The following is a 17,497-nucleotide window of genomic DNA, read 5'->3' as shown; positions in this document are numbered from 1 at the left end:
AAATCTGCATGGGAAAGCGCGGTTTTCATTCGGAAGTCAGGAGTTACTGACAGGGAAAGTCTCACGTACTGTGTGGTTAAACACGATGAGCCTGCTGGAAATAGCATTTTGTAGGTATATGCCGAGATATTTTCATATCAATGGGAAAATGACTGCGACTGTGCAAAACAGTTGCAGCATGGAAAGCGCACTTCATCGCCATTCGGCAACGCTTTCCCGGTTCAGAATCGGTATTGAATAAAATGTTAAAAAAATTTGGAATGAGGGAATTTTGTCTTGGGAAAGTGGTCAAATACTGAATACAATGAAAACAATTTAGTAATAAAGTACAAAAAAATGAATCCATTTTCTGATTACCTTTTTTTTTCCCCTGATACTTTTGGTTGGCCCACTGAAACAACAACATGTGATACCAAAGAGATCGGAATAACAAATGGGCTTTTTTATAATAAAAAAGTTAAAGCAACTGAATCGGCTGGTTCTGGCTATGTTACTGAAATGATCAAACGAAAAGATATTTTTGATTCGCCCATTCGCTCAGTAATGGAGAAGACTTCTCCAATGTTTCCTAAGTTTGATGATATTGTCTCTACGTCTGCTAATAGTGAAGGAAATAAACGCCCACTATTTTCGAACCACGAAAATTGTAATAAATCTGGCAATATTGATATTTCCATAGAAACAAAACTGAATGAACCGGATGCTCAGATAGAAAATTCAACAAAGGTCTTGCACACTGTCAAGAAGTATTTTCAGTGTAATCAATGTGACAAGCGCTATAAACGAAAGTGGGATCTGGAAGAACATAGTCGTGTACACACTGGCGAAAAGCCCTTTAAGTGTAATGTATGCGAAAAGAGCTTCGGGTATGCCTTTAGCCTGAAAATACATACCCGCGCCCATACTGGCGAGAAACCCTATAAGTGTGAGCTATGCGACAAGGGCTTTGCCCAAAGCGCTGGCCTGAAAAGACATGCCAGCACCCATTCCAGCGCGAGGCCCTTTAAGTGTGGGGTGTGCAAAGAGAGTTTCAGTGAAGCCCGTGGCCTGAAATTGCATACCCGTATCCATGCCGGCGTGAGACCCTATAAGTGTCAGTTGTGCGATAAAAGCTATATCCAGAAAAGTGGCCTGATTGACCACAACCGCCGCCTCCACTCCAGTGAGAAGCCCTTTAAGTGTGAGGTGTGCGAAATAAGCTATGCAATAAAAAATGATCTAACAAAGCACCAGAAATCTAAACGCCACTTGCAGACACTGGCTGAACTGTCATCAACCTGACCGACAGGCTCCCAGTCGCTGTCCTCTGGACAGGCAAACGGTAAAACCTGCTTTGCCTGTCCGGGAGCCCCGTTAGATCGGTCAAAAATTATGGAGAACTGTCGGTTATCTCAGAGGGTAAATGTAATTGTTTTACTTGGCCGCCCTGTAAAGAGCAAACAGGTTCCTGGCAAGTCCTTATGCCTGGTTGTGACAAATGTTAAAAAATTTGGAATGAAGGAATTTTTTCTTGGAAAATTGGTCAAATGGCAGATCTATCGAGAACAATTTGGTAACAAAGTACAAAAATGGACCCATTTTCTCATTACCTTTTTTTTTCCCCTGAGGATTTTAACTGGCTCACTGAAACAACAATATGTGATGCAAAAGAAATTGGAGTAAAAAATGGGATCTTCTGTGACAAAAAAGTTAAAGTGATTGAGTCGGTTGATTCTGGCTATATTGCTAAAGTGATCGAACGATACGGTGTTTTTGATTCACCCATTTGGCCAAAAATTAAGAAGACCCCTCCGCTATTTCCTAAGCCTGATGATCTTTACCATACGTCCGCAGATAGTGAGGTAAATAAACGTCCACCATCTTCGCACCTCGAAAATTGTGATAAATCCGGAAATGGTGATATTTTCACAGAAATAAAAATGAATGAACCGGGTGCTCAGATAGAAAATTCAACAAAGGTCTTGCACACTGTCACGAAGTCTTTTCAGTGCCGTCAATGTGAGAAGCGCTTTAATCGAAAGGTGAATCTGACAAATCACATGCGTATACACAAGGGCGTAAAGCCCTATAAGTGTCAGTTATGCAAAAGGAGCTTCACTCATTCCAGCAACCTGAAAATACATACCCGCCGCCATAATGGCGTGAAACCCTATAAGTGCGATCATTGTGACAAGCGCTTTACCCAAAGAAGTGACCTGAAAAAACATACCCGCATCCATACCGGCGAAAGGCCCTATAAGTGCGAGGTGTGTGACATGAGCTTCAGTATGGCCACTGGCCTGACACAACATACCCGCATCCATACCGGCGAGAGGCCCTATACGTGCAAGGTTTGCAAAAAGCGCTTCAGACTCGCCAATAGCCTGAGAAAACATAGTCTCATGCATGCCGGTGAGGATGGTACCTTTAAGTGTGAGTTGTGCGAAAAGAGCTTTAAACTAAAGAGTTATCTAATAAAGCACCAGAAAACCAAACGCCATTTGCAGAAACTGGCTGAACTGTCATCAACCACCAGGAAATACAGGTCGTTGTCCTCTAAACAGGCAAACGGCCGTTTATGAAAAACAATTATAAAATTTACGTCATCTTTGTGGCAGGGATATTGATGGACTCTGTTGATGATGCGATGATTTGCGCCTTTTTTTGTATCTGTCCTGAAATGGAGAGAGGAGATTGAGTTGAGCGCTAGTTCTGGAAAAGCATCCCTGGCCAATTGCGAGTTTGATCAGCAGCAGGAAACCGTATTATCTGCCTATCTGGCATCACGCCCTGGCGGGAAAAGCGGTCAGGTTATGACGCTGCCAGCCATCAAAGGCCTGATGTTTGCCATTGCCAACTCACCGGTTAATGTTCCGCCGGATCGTTGGATGACCCTGGCACTGGCGACTAACACACCGCCGTTTGAATCCCCACAGCAGGAAGATGATATCCGCCATATCCTGTTTAACCTGCTGGATAAAACCAGAAAGACCATCACGGGTGGTTTTGAGGTACTGCCGGAAGAGTGCCGGGCTGAAGATGTGTATTGTTCAGAATTTTCCCGCCTGCAGGAATGGGCGACAGGTTATGGGCAGGGCTGTCAATTGCTGATGGATGTCTGGATCCAGGTGCTGAAGCATCCCGGGGTTCAGCCTATGGAAGAGTCCTGGTCCAGCTGCATGGTGCTGCTGAACGTCTGGAGTCGTGCAGACAGCCTGCTGGAAAAAGCCAAAAAGAAAGATGGCCCGGATGTGAATAAGATGCTGCAGGCAATGCCAGCGGTTGCCCGGGAGATGGCGGTGATGTGTCACGATATTCGCGAGATCTGGCAAAAGGCCCTGGAAAAGCCTGCTCCGGTCAAGGTGACCAAAGTTGGCCGCAATGACCCGTGTCCATGTGGCAGCGGCAAAAAGCACAAGAAGTGCTGTGAAAAGGCTTAAAAGAAAGAACTGTTAACCACAAAGACATCAGGACACAAAGTAACGGCATTTTGATGGTAAGGAATTGGCCCGGAATAATTTGCACATTTCTGAGCTTCAAAACTACGTTCGTCCTGAGCCTGTCGAAGGGCGTGAACTCCGGCCTCATGTATTGTGCCAATCACCCTTCGACAAGCTCAGGATGAACGGAGATCGAGTTCAAAATGTCGAAATTATTTAAGGGCAATTCCTTACCTTCTGTTGCTCTCCTTTGTGCCTTTGTGGTGCAAAAAAAGTCTTTTAAGTACGCCCGTCTTCCCCTTCGCCCACCGTACGCAGCCCGATATCTGATCGTTGCACGGTTACCCGCTCGCCCGGCAGTTCGGCTGGTGCTTTATAAAAGTGCAGTTCCCGTTGCGGGAATGGAATGGTAATGCCTTCCCGATCAAACCGGACTTTTACTTCACGGGTAATATCCCAGTATACATCCCAGTAGTCGTCTGTTTTTACCCAGGGACGAACGACAAAATCCACGGATGACTCATTGAGCACATGCAGACGAATAACATGCTCTGGCGTTTTCAGAATTTTCGGGTGGCTGCTAACAATATCTTCGAGAATCCCTTCTACCTGCTCAACATTGTCGCCGTAGGCAACCCCGAAGACCATATCCACCCGGCGGATCCGTTCTGAGGTGATGTTTTTGATGGTTTCTCCCCAGATCTTGGCATTAGGCACCATAAAGACCTGGTTATCGAAGGTGCGAATGGTGGTGTTGACCAGGCTCATCTTGCCGACTTTACCGGCAACACCGCCCGCCTCAACAAAGTCACCCACATCAAAAGGGCGGTAGATCAGGATCATCATTCCGGAGGCGAAGTTGGACAGGGTATCCTGCAGGGCAAAACCGATGACAATACCGGCAACACCGAGACCGGTCAGTACCGGTGTCAGGTCCAGACCCACCTGTGCCAGGGCGAACAGGAGGCCAAAGATGATCACCAGGTTACCACCAACATTGATAAAAAATTCCTGAACCAGTGTACTGAAACGGGCTTTTTTATGGGTGACGGCACGGGATATGCCCCGCCGAACCAGACGCGCTAACACTATCGCTGCCGCCATCAGAGCGGCAAACAGGAACAGGCGGGAGAGGATGCCACCCAGATTGGCTTTGAACCAGTGCGTCAGGTCGTCCCATAGCCCAACAATTACCGTGCGCAGCGTATCAATGTTAACCACGGCTTCGGCCAGATTGCCGGTTGCCTTGAAGATCAGTTCATTGTAATGATCCACCGGCAGTCCCTGTTCTTCCATCATCATCACGATCTGCCTCAGGTTGGTGACCGCGCTGCGCACCAGGCGATCCTGGGTGGCAATTTTACTTTCCAGAGAGCTTCGGGAATCCGCAGGAAGGGATTTCAGCTCGGTCTGTAACAGTTCTTTCTGACGGTTATTGCTGCGCAGGTAGGTAGCCATAAACTCGGCATAGCGGGTGATCTCATGGTCAAGTTTCTGCTGTAATGCGGTGGTATCAACCTGCCAGCTTTTCAGTAAATTCAGGTTATCCAGTCTTTCGCTCTGTAGCCAGTTGATATAGGCGTAAAAGTCATTGATATGGAACAGCACCAGTAATTGCTCGTCCGTTTCAGCCTGTTCGTATTGTTCAAACATTTTACGCAGGTCGGATGAGGCGGGGGTCAGTCGGGCTTCAAAAAAACGGTTTTCCGCGTTCACCACCTCCTCGCCCAGTTGCACGGCGGCTGTTGTATTAACGGCCTTAACCTGGTCCAGGAAGTTATTTACCCGTTGCGTGGTCGTGCGAATATCGGAGACGATCTGTTGCTGAATCAGGTCGCGGCTCATTTCTGATGTGGTTGCCTCCCAGCTGGCTTCCATCTGATGCACGCGCTTGCCGGTGGCTTTAATATCCGTTATTACCGCAGCATGAGCATCAATCAGCTCCGTTGGTAACGGTGGCTGGGGAGCGGTGATGTCGGCAAAGGTGTTGAAGGAAAAAAACACTAATATCCAGACAAGGTTTCTGAACATCGGAAGTCTCCGAAAGGAACATCAGACGCTGTTCCAGTTTAGGTGTTGATTGTTGGCGCTACGGGAAAATTTGTGGGCCAGAATTTTACCTCTGCTTTGTTTAAAGAGATATGCTGATGTAGCATTTTGGGCAAAATGCTGGTTCTGGAGGAGAGCAAAGGCTGGCAAAAGCCAGCCTTTGAAAGGTTATTTCAGAAGATCTCTTCCCGGTAGATGGCCATCTCCGTAGTAACATCAGTAAACAGTGTTGGCCCGACCCAGTTGCCTTCCGGAAGTCCGGCAGCCGTGCAGTCACTGCCGTCCAGCGGTGACAGGAATAAACTGTGAGCTTTCACTGGTGATGAATTCGCCATCGATAAACAGGGGGATTCTATTGGGCATGGGATTACCTGTCTTATTTTATGATTAAGCGTGTTCTTCCCTACCCAGAGGATCTGGCGTTGCCGGGCGCTCTTGCGGCCGCGCAGCAACTCCAGCTCCTTTGGGAATATAGCCAATACGTCTTAATGGCAGGCTCAAAGGGTTTGCCATTTGAGCCTTTCTTTCTATTGATAAACAGAGATGGCGGCTTTTACCGCTTCGCCGGGTGTGAACCTGTGGCCCTGTCTCAGCAGCGCAGATTCCAACGCTGAGAGACAGTGCAATACATTGGTTTGATTAGCGGCATACCCCATCAGGCCGATCCGCCACACTTTGCCGGCAAATGCGCCGAGACCTGCACCAATCTCCAGGTTATATTCCGCCAATAGTTGCTGTCGAACCGCAAGGTCATCGACACCCTCCGGTATAACCACGGCATTCAGCTGGGCCAGTCGCTCCTCTTCAGGAACCAGCATTTCCAGTCCCATGGCGGCCAGTCCGGCAACCAGTGCCTGATGATGCCGCTGGTGCCGCTGCCAGCTGTTGTCCAGCCCCTCTTCCTGCAACAGGTAGAGCGCTTCGTGCAAGGCGTATAATTGGTTGACGGGTGCCGTATGATGATAGGCTCTTTTGCCATCACCCCCCCAATAGCCCATAACCAGGTTCATATCGAGAAACCAGCTGCGTACCGGTGTTTTTCTGGCCTGGATTTTCTCCACAGCGGCTTCGCTGAAGCTGACCGGTGACAAGCCGGGAACACAGGACAGGCACTTCTGGGAACCGGAATAAACGGCATCGACTCCCCATCCATCGACTTCCAGCTCTGAGCCGGCCAGCGAAGTTACGGTGTCGACAATGGTCAGGCAGTTATGCTTTCTGGCCAGCTGACACAGTGTTTTTGCATCCGAACGTGCACCGGTAGAGGTCTCGGCATGAACAAAAGCCAGAACTTTGGCATCGGGGTGGGCGTTCAGTGTTTCTTCCACGGCTTTCGGGTCCACTGCACGCCCCCAGTCGGAATCGACGGTAATCGCGGTACCGCCCATGCGTATGACGTTTTCTTTCATCCGGCCGCCAAAGACACCGTTTATGCATACAATGACCTTGTCGCCTTCTTCGACCAGGTTGGCAAAACAGGCTTCCATTCCTGCCGAACCGGGTGCGGAAATGGGCAGTGTCAGCCGGTTGCTGGTCTTGAAGGCATATTGAATCAGTGACTTCAATTCATCCATCATCCGGATGAACTCAGGGTCAAGATGCCCAATGGTGGGTCGCGCCAGGGCTTCGGTAATTCTGGGGTGAACATCTGAGGGGCCGGGGCCCATCAGGGTACGTTTCGGGGGGTGAAAAGGGGCGATAGTCATAACTGCCTGTTATTCTCCATTTATGGGCACTGCTGTCGGGTAGAGCGTGCCAGTCTATTATTCTGGGGAAGCCTGACAGCAGAAGGCTTGTCAGGCAGGGCTTTCAGTCGATGTTGCTATTCGGCTCGCTTCAATAATACTACTTCGGGCAGCGGATATTCATCAACAACGACCTTTCCAGAGGACGGCATGATTTCCGCTTTGCCTTTCACAACGGTTTTACCATTCTGGTTGATCACATTGGTCGAGACGGTTGCACGCTTTCGTTGTTCATTGATTTCCAGAATTTCCAGCTCAACCGTTACCGTATCACCGACTTTTACCGGGCGCAGGAATTTTAGCTCCTGGCCCAGATAGATACCACCGGGGCCCGGCAGTTTTGTCGCCAGGGCACAGGAAATCAGAGAGGCGGTCCACATGCCGTGGGCAATACGACCTTCGAACTGGGTGGTTGCGGCAAATGCCTCGTCCAGGTGGACGGGATTAGTATCGCCGGATACTTTGGCAAACAGCAGGAGGTCTTCGTCGGTCAGTGTGCGTGTCAGGCTGGCCCTGGTGCCAATGGTTAATGCTTCAAATGGGATGTTTTCCAGCTTGCGCATAAGTACAGGCTCTATTGCTTTGTTAAAGTATGGGTAACTGTTTTGTCAGAACGGTCTGAGCGTATATTTTCATTGGCAATGATTATCGCACCTTTTGTGGACAGATGTTGCTTTTGTGGTCATTCCGTGCAGCTTCTTTTTGATAAACCAGGGGATCCTGTCTGAAATGGCAATAGAGTCGATCTTCAACGCTTTATTACCTGATGGCAGGTTTCTGAATCGAGTGTGATTTGACTGCAGGGCCCGGATTACTGTTTTCTCAATTTGCTTCTGTAATAGCGGTAATTGTTTGTCACTCACCCCATCAGATTGGAAATAAACTGGTTCTGCGCTGGTCCGCCGATACCTGAAGATCTGTCCATAGTTCAGAAATCGGCGACTTATGGATATTGTTAGCTGTGCTTTTCAAGCCAGGTGCACAGTTGATCAATCACTTCCTGATGGTTGGTTTCATGAAATAATTCGTGTCTGGCACCTGGGTATAGTGTCAATGTTGTATTGTTGTGCCCAGAACTGATCCATGCCGTTTGCAGGTTTTTTAAGCCATCCGGTGCGCTGACAGGGTCTTGGTCTCCCCCTATGATCAGCACTGGCAGCTGATGGTTGATTTTCTTTAACAGGCTTGTTGAACTGATTTCCTGCAGCCCCCCGAACAGGTCATGCCAGAGCTGGTTGCTGCAGCGAAAACCGCAAAGGGGATCCTTGACATATCGCATAACCGATTCAGGGTCGCGGCTTAACCAGTCAAACTCTGTCGTATTGGGTTTAAAGCGGTTGTTGTATCCGGCAAATGTCAGTTGGTGGATGACAGGGCTGTGCCCCATCACTCCCTGGCGCAGGGTTTCAATTTTAGCGACCAGCCGGGCGAGCATCAGCAATGGCTTTGCCACCAAGTTTGACCCGGAGAGAATGGCACCGGATATATTGGGGTTATGCCTGCCCAGATAGCTTTGCAGGATATAACTGCCCATGCTGTGACCCAGAAGAAAGCAGGGTAGAGTCGTGTGCTGGGCAAGGGTGTGGTCAACGACCCGTTTCAGGTCCTGAACCACATTATTCCACCCATCATGGTCACCAAAATGCCCCTGGCTGGACGTTTTATCTTTGTTGATGGTGGCACCATGCCCGCGATGATCATGGGCATAGACATGAAACCCTCTTCTGGTCAGCTGCTCCGCCAGCTCTTGGTAGCGGGCACTGTGCTCAGCCATGCCATGACTGATATGGAGCACAGCCTTTGGACTTTTTTTCGCCAGCCACTGGTAAACCGGAATACGGTGGTGGCCTGACTGGCTGTTGATGGTTACCAGTGAAGGTGGTGATTCCGAGTGGGTCATACAGCGTCCTTGAATAGGCTTTTAGATTCATTATGCTTAACATCTGAATTGAATGGAAACTGGCTCGAGTATTTTCACGTTTATTTTATCAAAGTTTGGCTGAAGGTTGTCCGTAGTGATCACGGACAGTGCTTCTACCTCAATCATCTGTTCAATATCAAAAGAGGTGGCATCACCGGAGCGGTTATCGATCAGCTTGTATTTTTGCAGTGATAAAATCGTCCTCACTGACACATCACCGTTATCAAGAACTCTTGTTTCCGTTCTTATTTGTCTTTCAGGCATAGACAAACTGAGGTTTTTACCAATGAAATACAGATTCAATAAATTGTGGAAAATATTGGCAGATCGTTGGCTACAGAGAAAAGTTAAAATGTGTACCTGTTTATGAGAGCACAGGATCTTGTCAAGTTTTGCTTCAATCAGGGATTGGAATAGCTGTTCACGAGTATCACGGTCTGTAAGGTTCCCTGTGTCAAAGGTCATTTGGTCGATAATAACACCACTCTCCTCCCTTTCCTTAAATGAGCAGGTTTTTGTATTGCTGTAAATGCTAAGCAGGGGGCGGTCTGACGGAGAGTAAATGTCAATATTCATGCCTCTTAATAAATCATTGGAAAAAATGTCACTTAATTTCGTGTTGGAGGAGATTTCGAGATCTTTTTGATATTCTGTTTTCAGGTGCAGGTTGCACTCATCTAACTCTTGGTGCTCCAAATCGTCCATTGACATTGAGTAGTGGTTTTGTGACAGGTTGGTTAAATGTCTTTTAATACCCAGGCTGCTATTAATACAGGCTTCGACCTGATCAAAAATCGTGGTCATCGTTGTTATACTCCGGGCGGGATGGTCCTGGGTTGTTAAATGGTGTTCCACTGACTTTCTGTCATCTGTAAAGCGTTGAATAGCGCTGCCCGGGTTGTCACCGAATGTTATCAGGTAGTAATTTGTCAGGGTTTGCAGTTGCTCATCCCGGGATAATGTCAGCTCATTTAACTGGTTCAGAAATTTGCTCATTCTATTTGGCGAAAGAAGGCTGCCAATAAAAACCTTAATTGCTCTGGTTTCGGTAATATGCTGCCAAAGACGTATAAATTCCTTAACGGGTTTGGTCATGTCAGGATCCCCGGATAAACGAGGCGTACTCTTGCTGCAAAGGGGCGTTGCCCGTTTTCTCTGGAGCGATGACACAGGCCATCGCTGACTCACTACTGGCTGAAGAAGAGGTACCGATATCAATCGCTCAGAAAGATGGGTGCTCAGTGATGAATTTATGGGGCTTGAAGACTGTGGTTGTGCTGTCTTCAGTGGTTGTGCTTTATGGCTATCAGATGGTGGCGTGTAAGTGCCCGTTAGCAGGTGATTGCCGCTTATTCTGTCCATTGGCTTTTCTCTTGTGAATACTATTGTTCAGGCCTTCGTTGAAAGCAGGTTAGAAGTATTTACCGCAGGTCGTCTATCAGGAGCAGCAGAAAACTGATAACCTCAAAAAATTTTCCAATGCGATAGTCTGCAAGACAGGTTGAACAGTTTGCGAGCCAGTTTTTATTCTATACAGCTCCATCATGGATGTGGGAGGCGTACTCCATGACCACCGGTTTCTGGAAAGACAAGTACCCGCAAGGTATTCCTGCAACGATTGATGTTGGTCAGTATCGCTCAATTATTGATGTACTGGAGTACAGCACCCGTAAGTTTGCCAGCAAACCGGCATTCAGCAACATGGGGCATGAGCTGAGCTATTCCCGTCTTTATGAGCTCAGTGGGCATTTTTGCAGTTATCTGCAAAATCACACCGATTTGCGCCCCGGTGATCGTATAGCCATTATGCTGCCCAATGTCATGCAGTTTCCTGTGGCGGTCTTTGGTGCACTGCGTGCGGGATTGATTGTGGTAAACACCAATCCGCTCTATACCGAACGTGAGATGGAGCACCAGTTCCGCGATTCCGGTGCCAAGGCGCTGGTGGTGTTGGCCAACATGGCGCACATGGCTGAGAAGGTGGTTCCCAAAACGGCCATCAAGCATGTTGTGGTGACGCAGGTCGGCGATATGCTACCCACCCTTAAGCGGACACTGGTGAATCTGGTGGTCAAACACGTTAAGAAAATGGTGCCGGATTATTCGCTGCCATCGGCGGTGTCATTTACCACTGTTCTCAGTCGGGGAGCCTTGCACCATTGCACGGATATTCGCCGGGAAAATGATGATGTTGCCATCTTGCAGTATACCGGTGGTACGACAGGTGTCGCTAAAGGTGCCATGCTGACTCACCGCAATATTCTCAGCAATATGTTCCAGGTCAAGGCGCTTGTTGGGGGTAATTTGCGCGAAGGCGAGGAGCTGATTATTGCGCCATTGCCGCTTTATCATATTTTTGCTTTTACCGTGCATTGTATGGTGGCTATCTTGATGGGTGAGCATAACATGCTTATTACCAACCCGAGGGATATGAAATCCTTTATCAGGGATTTGACCGGTAAGCCTTTCAGTATGTTTATTGGTCTGAATACTCTCTTTGTCGGGCTAATGAACCAGGAAGCCTTCCGTCGTCTTGATTTCTCCTATCTGAAAAACACCATTTCCGGTGGTATGGCGCTGCAACTGGATACTGCGGAGCGATGGGAGAACCTGACCGGCAGTTGTATCTGTGAAGGTTATGGTATGACAGAAACTTCACCAGTGGTGACGATTAACCCACTGGGTAAAATCAAGCTGGGTACCATTGGTCTGCCAGTGCCGTCCTGTGAATTGAAGGTGGTTGATGCTGAAGATCAGGATCTGCCCATTGGTGAAGTGGGTGAACTCTGCATAAAAGGCCCTCAGGTGATGAAGGGCTACTGGCAGAGTGAGCAGGCCACTGAAGAAGCGATGCTGGATGGCTGGCTGAGAACCGGCGACATTGCCCGAATAGACGAGGAAGGTTATGTCACCATTGTCGATCGCAAAAAGGACATGATCTGTATCTCCGGTTTCAATGTGTACCCGAATGAACTGGAGGAGGTGCTCTCTGCCCACCCTGATGTCTCTAAGTGTGCCGTGATCGGGGTGCCCGATAAACGCTCGGGAGAGGCGATCAAGGTGTTTGTGGTGTCCAGTAATCCGGAACTGACCAAAGAAGAAGTGATTCACTTTTTCCGGCAAAACCTGACGGGCTATAAAGTACCCAAAATGGTTGAGTTCAGAGATGAGCTGCCCACGACCAATGTGGGTAAGATCCTCCGTCGTCATTTGCGTGATGAAGAGCTGGCAGCCCGGCAAATTTAATGAGTGGTTAGGGCCTGTTGACGTTTCGTTGCGCTGAGCACGCAACGAAACGTCAACAGGTCCTGGAATTCCTCTCAGGCGGCCATTCAGGCCGCTTGTCAAACTTATATAATCATCACTGATTCCATATAAACGGGAGTACCTGGGTGTCCGGCTTTTCCGATAAGCAACTGCGCCAGTCCATCAATCAATGCATGATACGCGATCGTTACCGCTTGCGTGGTCAATTGCGTCGGCTGAAACGGGATGATGAGGCAGGTCTGGAGCGGATTCAGAAAAAAATAGCGTCATCGCTGTTGCTGGTAGAGCAGCGACAAGCGGCTCTTCCTGACGTCCGTTATGAGCAGGCGCTACCGGTGATTGACCGGAAAGAGGATATCGCCAGGGCTATCCGTGAGCACCAGGTAGTGGTGATCGCCGGTGAAACAGGCTCAGGCAAGACAACCCAGCTGCCAAAAATCTGTCTTGAAGCGGGTCGTGGTATTTTTGGTACGATTGCCCATACCCAGCCCCGGCGACTGGCCGCCCGTTCCGTTGCCAATCGCATTGCTGAAGAGCTTGGGGGCGTGCTGGGGGAGCAGGTTGGTTACCAGGTGCGTTTCACCGATCACTCCACCGAAACTACCCTGATCAAGTTGATGACTGACGGTATTCTGCTGGCCGAGATCCAGAATGACCGTTTTCTTAACCGCTATGACACCCTGATCATTGATGAAGCCCATGAGCGCAGCCTGAATATTGATTTTCTTCTGGGCTATATCAAGCTGATTCTGCCTAAACGACCAGACCTGAAAGTCATCATCACGTCGGCTACCATAGACGTCGAGCGGTTTTCAAAGCACTTTGATCAGGCACCGGTGATCGAAGTCTCGGGCAGAACCTATCCGGTAGAGACATTATATCGTCCACTGGAAGATCTTGAGCTGGAAGGGCGTGATGCCGACCAGCGATTACAGCAGGGGATTCTGGGCGCACTGGAAGAGATTGACAGCCTTGAACGCGCAGGAAAGGGCAAACCACTGGGCGATGTGCTGGTGTTTCTCAGCGGTGAACGGGATATCCGGGAAACTCACCAGTTTCTCCGGGATGCCAAACTGCCCCATACTGACATTCTGCCACTGTATGCCCGCCTTTCTGCCGCTGAGCAGAACCGGATCTTCCAGGAACACTCCGGTCGTCGTGTTATTTTGTCCACCAACGTCGCCGAAACCTCGTTAACGGTGCCGGGCATTCGCTATGTGATTGACCCCGGTACTGCCCGTATCAGCCGCTACAGTGTCCGGTCAAAAGTCCAGCGGCTGCCGGTTGAGGCTGTGTCGCAGGCATCGGCCAATCAGCGTAAAGGGCGCTGTGGTCGTGTTGCCGAAGGTATCTGTATTCGCCTTTACTCTGAGGAGGATTTTCTTTCCCGTCCGGAGTTTACCGATCCGGAGATTCTCAGAACCAACCTGGCGGCGGTGATCTTGCAGATGTTGCGGATGGGGCTGGGCGATATCGCCGCGTTTCCGTTTGTTGATCCACCGGATGGCAAAGCCATTAATGATGGCTTCAAGCTGCTGCAGGAGCTGGTGGCGGTGGGTAAAGACCGGCGTATTACCCCGATTGGCCGACAGCTGGGGCAGCTGCCGGTAGATCCACGCCTTGGACGGATGCTGATTGAGGCGAATAACAATAATGCCCTGCATGAAGTGTTGATTATTGTCAGTGCCCTGGCGGCACAGGATCCCAGGGAGCGCCCGCAGGATAAGCAGCAGGCAGCCGATCAGCGACACCGTGAGTTTTATCACGATGACTCGGACTTTATGACCTATGTGAATCTCTGGGAAGCCTATGAGGAACAGCGGCAGGCATTGTCCCAGAACCAGCTGCGCAAATACTGCAATAAACAGTTTCTGTCTTTTATGCGCATGCGCGAGTGGCGCGACCTCCATCGACAGCTGACACTGGCCTGTAAAGACCTGCAATTTCGCGTGAATGACAGCACTGCCAGCTATGGTGATGTTCACAAGTCACTGCTATCCGGCCTTTTGTCCCAGTTGGGCAGTAAAGATGATGAAGCGGATTATATGGGGGCCAGAAACCGGCGCTTCTATCTGTTTCCGGCATCGACGCTTTATAAGCGCAAGCCCAAATGGGTGATGGCGGCAGAACTGGTGGAAACCTCCCGGCTCTTTGCTCGAACCAATGCAAAACTGGAGCCCCAATGGATTGAGCCGCTGGCAACGCATCTGGTGAAGCGGAATTATTTTGAACCCCACTGGGAGAAGAAGCGTGCCCAGGTGGTGGCGTTTGAGCAGGTGACACTGTACGGATTGATTGTGGTCGGCCGTCGTCGGGTGAATTATGGCCCGATAGATCCGGTGGTTGCCCGGGAACTCTTTATCCGTGAAGCCCTGGTTGAAGGGCACTTTGATTCCAAAGGGGCGTTTCAGAAGCATAACCTGGCATTGATTGACGAAGTGGATGAGCTGGAAGCGAAGTCCCGCCGCCGGGATATTCTGGTGGACAGTGACACGCTCTACCACTTTTACGATGCCCTGATTCCTGCGGATATCTGTAACGGTGCGGGCTTTGAGCAGTGGCGCAAAGGGGCTGAACGACAGAAGCCTGATTTGCTCCACCTTACCAAAGAGTATCTGATGCAGCATGAAGCAGAGCATATCACCGTCAACAGATACCCGGATCGCTTCCGCTGGGAGGGGTTGGAGCTGCCGCTCAGTTATCACTTTGCCCCGGATGAGCCGGATGATGGCGTCACCCTGACCGTGCCGGTAGAGGCATTAAGGTTGCTGCCCAGGCATCGTCTGGAGTGGCTGGTGCCCGGTATGCTGTTCGACAAGTGTGTGGCCCTGGTTCGATCCATGCCCAAGCCGGTGCGTAAGAACTTTGTCCCTGTGCCTGATTTTGTCAACGGTGCTTTGGAATCACTCTCTGCCTGTGACGAGCCGCTGACCGACATGCTTGGGCGACAGCTGACCCGTATGTCCGGTGTGCGTATTCTCGAAGAGCACTGGAATACAGATAGCCTGGATGGACATTTGCTAATGAATATCCGGGTGGTGAATGAAGATGGCGATGTTATTGGCCAGGGGCGTGATTTAAATCAGCTCAGACAACAGTTCTCTGACCATGTGCAGGATACCATCCGAAAGCTGGCGAAAAGTCATCTGGAACAGGAAGGTCTGCTGGACTGGACCTGTGGCGAGCTGCCCCATGAGATTACCCGGAAAGCCGGGGGGCTGGTATTGAAGTCATACCCGGCCCTGGTCGACCAGCGTGATTCCGTGGCGGTTCAACTGTTTGAGAGTGCGGCGATGGCGGACGTTGAAAACCGCAAAGGGTTGACGCGATTGCTCAGGATCAGGCTGTCCACCCAGCTGAAGTTTGCCTTGAGTAAAATGACCCGATTGAAGGAAACCCGGTTGCTGGCGACCAATCTGGTGCATCAGAGTCAGCTGGAAGATGATTTACAGAGTTTGATTATCAGCGGCGTCTATCTGAATGATGACAACGGGTTGCCCAGAAACCGGGAGTCATTTCTGGCATTGCTTGAGCGGCATAAAGGCGACATTGTGCCTTTTGCCGAGAAGATCGATCCCATTGTTAATGAGATTTTTCGTATTGCCCAGGGGGTGAGTCGTCAATTGAAAGGAAAGATCAGCTTTGATCGGGCATTGTCGCTGGCTGATATCAAACAGCATTTACAAAGGCTGTTACGCCCCGGCTTTATGGCTGATGCCGGTAGGGAGTGGTTGAGCCACTACCCCCGATATTTTAGAGGGATTGAAGCCAGACTGGAGAAACTGCCCGCCCAGGTAAACAAAGATAGAGCGTGGACGGAAGAGCTGGCTGTACTACAGCAAAAATATGAAAAACGGCTTGATGCGCATCTTCAGCAGAAGATTGTTGATCCGAACCTGCAATTATTTTACTGGATGATCGAAGAGTACCGGGTTTCCCTGTTTGCCCAGCAACTGGGAACCCGTTTTCCGGTATCAGACAAACGTCTTCGTAAACTGTGGGAACAGGTTGAGGATATTTAAGCAAGGTTACTCCCTCGGGATGTCCCGGAGGGAGTATCAGTGAAATCAGAAGTCGTAGCGGATACCGGCCTGTAACTCGTCATCCGTGTTATCAATCTGCTGGAATCTGTAACCGGCGTAGGTTCGCAGGTTGCCATTGAACTTGTAAACTGCCTCAATGGCAAACTCGTCAATTGTGTCTACTGTTGCACCAGCCTTGGGGTCTACTTCCTGATAGTTGTAAACACTGGCCAGGGTAAGTTTCTTTACTGGTTTGTATTTAGCTGATATTTCGTAGCCGGTAATATCATTGTCAGCGTTGCTACCCAAGGTGTACAGGGCACCCAGGGTAATGTCGTCAATAGAGTATTGGACGACAAGATTAGCCTGGTCGTCGTCGTTGACCCCGCTGGTTTGGGAAACATAACCGGCACCAATATCAACTGAGCCAATATTGTAGAGGGCAGCAATACCGTAGCTTTCGGTATCTTTGGTGTTATCTTCATCCGCTGCGGTATAGTTGGCCTGAATGGTCAGGGCATCAAACTCTCCGGAATAAAGGAAGGTATTTTCGCGTTTGTCTTTGTTGCCATCAACGATATCTGCTGCTTCGGCACCAAATGTTGCCATAATATCAGTGATATCAGTCAGCAGTACCTGAGCCGAGTCTTGTTTGCCGTAGGAAAACTCTCCAAAAGAAGTGCCTAAACCTGCAAAGTAGTAACGATTGGTTAGTTCAGACTTGTCGTCAAACTGAGTCTCATATTTACCAAAGCCATACAGCTCTTCGGAGATCTGGGTTTTTCCGGTTATCTTTACGCGGGCGCGGGACTTATCTTTGAAAGAGTCAGTGTCGGCACTTTTATTTTCGTCAGAGATATTAAAACGGGCTTCTGCACGACCCCCGACTTTTAGCAAAGTCCCGTCTTCATCATAAACAGTTACAGCAAAAGCAGGGGTTGATGCCAGTGCGGTCAGAATGGTTGTAGTCAGTGCTGCGTTCTTCATTTTGCTTGTATTACCTTACTTATGTGGATGAACGTTCTGTTCATTAGATTGAGACCGTTATAGTAATTAGCAAAAATGAAAGAAAAA

General features: G+C 49.4%; 11 protein-coding genes and 1 pseudogene. 5 read left to right on the top strand and 7 right to left on the bottom strand.

The genetic code is table 11. The features are described from left to right. Window positions 1-276 precede the first annotated feature (276 nt). The 3 genes from ACO6UX_RS07920 (at window position 277) to ACO6UX_RS07910 (ending at window position 3,419) form a co-directional block, all read left to right on the top strand. On the top strand, window positions 277-1,281 hold the full coding sequence (locus ACO6UX_RS07920; RefSeq protein ID WP_422446489.1) for a C2H2-type zinc finger protein: 1,005 nt from the start codon (window positions 277-279) through the stop codon (window positions 1,279-1,281). A 287-nt stretch (window positions 1,282-1,568) separates the two neighbouring features. Beyond that, window positions 1,569-2,561: a C2H2-type zinc finger protein gene (locus ACO6UX_RS07915; RefSeq protein ID WP_422446487.1), complete on the top strand. Its 993-nt coding sequence runs from the start codon at window positions 1,569-1,571 to the stop codon at window positions 2,559-2,561. Between the two features lie 117 nt (window positions 2,562-2,678). Then, on the top strand, window positions 2,679-3,419 hold the full coding sequence (locus tag ACO6UX_RS07910) for a UPF0149 family protein (RefSeq protein ID WP_422446485.1): 741 nt from the start codon (window positions 2,679-2,681) through the stop codon (window positions 3,417-3,419). Between the two features lie 279 nt (window positions 3,420-3,698). Here the strand turns inward: ACO6UX_RS07910 and ACO6UX_RS07905 are convergent, their stop codons facing one another. From ACO6UX_RS07905 to ACO6UX_RS07880, 6 genes and pseudogenes are all read right to left on the bottom strand, one after another. Further along, on the bottom strand, window positions 3,699-5,450 hold the full coding sequence (locus ACO6UX_RS07905) for a mechanosensitive ion channel family protein (protein ID WP_422446483.1): 1,752 nt from the start codon (window positions 5,448-5,450) through the stop codon (window positions 3,699-3,701). 194 nt (window positions 5,451-5,644) lie between these two features. Then, a pseudogene (locus ACO6UX_RS07900) lies at window positions 5,645-5,755 on the bottom strand (aldehyde dehydrogenase family protein); the annotation flags it as partial. A 240-nt stretch (window positions 5,756-5,995) separates the two neighbouring features. Further along, window positions 5,996-7,174: a pyridoxal-phosphate-dependent aminotransferase family protein gene (locus tag ACO6UX_RS07895; protein ID WP_422446481.1), complete on the bottom strand. Its 1,179-nt coding sequence runs from the start codon at window positions 7,172-7,174 to the stop codon at window positions 5,996-5,998. A 116-nt stretch (window positions 7,175-7,290) separates the two neighbouring features. After that, window positions 7,291-7,776 (bottom strand): MaoC family dehydratase, encoded by a 486-nt coding sequence (locus ACO6UX_RS07890; RefSeq protein ID WP_422446479.1) that lies wholly within the window; start codon window positions 7,774-7,776, stop codon window positions 7,291-7,293. Between the two features lie 392 nt (window positions 7,777-8,168). Further along, on the bottom strand, window positions 8,169-9,113 hold the full coding sequence (locus ACO6UX_RS07885; RefSeq protein ID WP_422446477.1) for an alpha/beta hydrolase: 945 nt from the start codon (window positions 9,111-9,113) through the stop codon (window positions 8,169-8,171). A 36-nt stretch (window positions 9,114-9,149) separates the two neighbouring features. Next, complete coding sequence (locus tag ACO6UX_RS07880; protein WP_422446475.1) at window positions 9,150-10,496, bottom strand: hypothetical protein; 1,347 nt, start codon at window positions 10,494-10,496, stop codon at window positions 9,150-9,152. Between the two features lie 204 nt (window positions 10,497-10,700). Here ACO6UX_RS07880 and ACO6UX_RS07875 point away from each other — a divergent pair, with 204 nt between their 5' ends. Next, window positions 10,701-12,380, top strand: a complete 1,680-nt coding sequence (locus ACO6UX_RS07875; protein WP_422446473.1) for an AMP-binding protein — start codon at window positions 10,701-10,703, stop codon at window positions 12,378-12,380. Window positions 12,381-12,526: 146 nt separating this feature from the next. Next, window positions 12,527-16,423: an ATP-dependent RNA helicase HrpA gene (hrpA, locus tag ACO6UX_RS07870; RefSeq protein ID WP_422446471.1), complete on the top strand. Its 3,897-nt coding sequence runs from the start codon at window positions 12,527-12,529 to the stop codon at window positions 16,421-16,423. Window positions 16,424-16,468: 45 nt separating this feature from the next. On the opposite strand, the gene ACO6UX_RS07865 is transcribed toward hrpA, so the two are convergent. Next, window positions 16,469-17,410, bottom strand: a complete 942-nt coding sequence (locus ACO6UX_RS07865) for a porin (RefSeq protein WP_422446469.1) — start codon at window positions 17,408-17,410, stop codon at window positions 16,469-16,471. Between the last annotated feature and the right edge of the window lie 87 nt (window positions 17,411-17,497).

It is taken from the genome of Endozoicomonas sp. ALB091 (assembly GCF_049310265.1).
In the GTDB taxonomy this organism is placed as follows: domain Bacteria; phylum Pseudomonadota; class Gammaproteobacteria; order Pseudomonadales; family Endozoicomonadaceae; genus Endozoicomonas.
The sequence above is the reverse complement of the archived record's forward strand: the minus strand, read 5'-3'. Positions and strand labels throughout refer to the sequence as shown.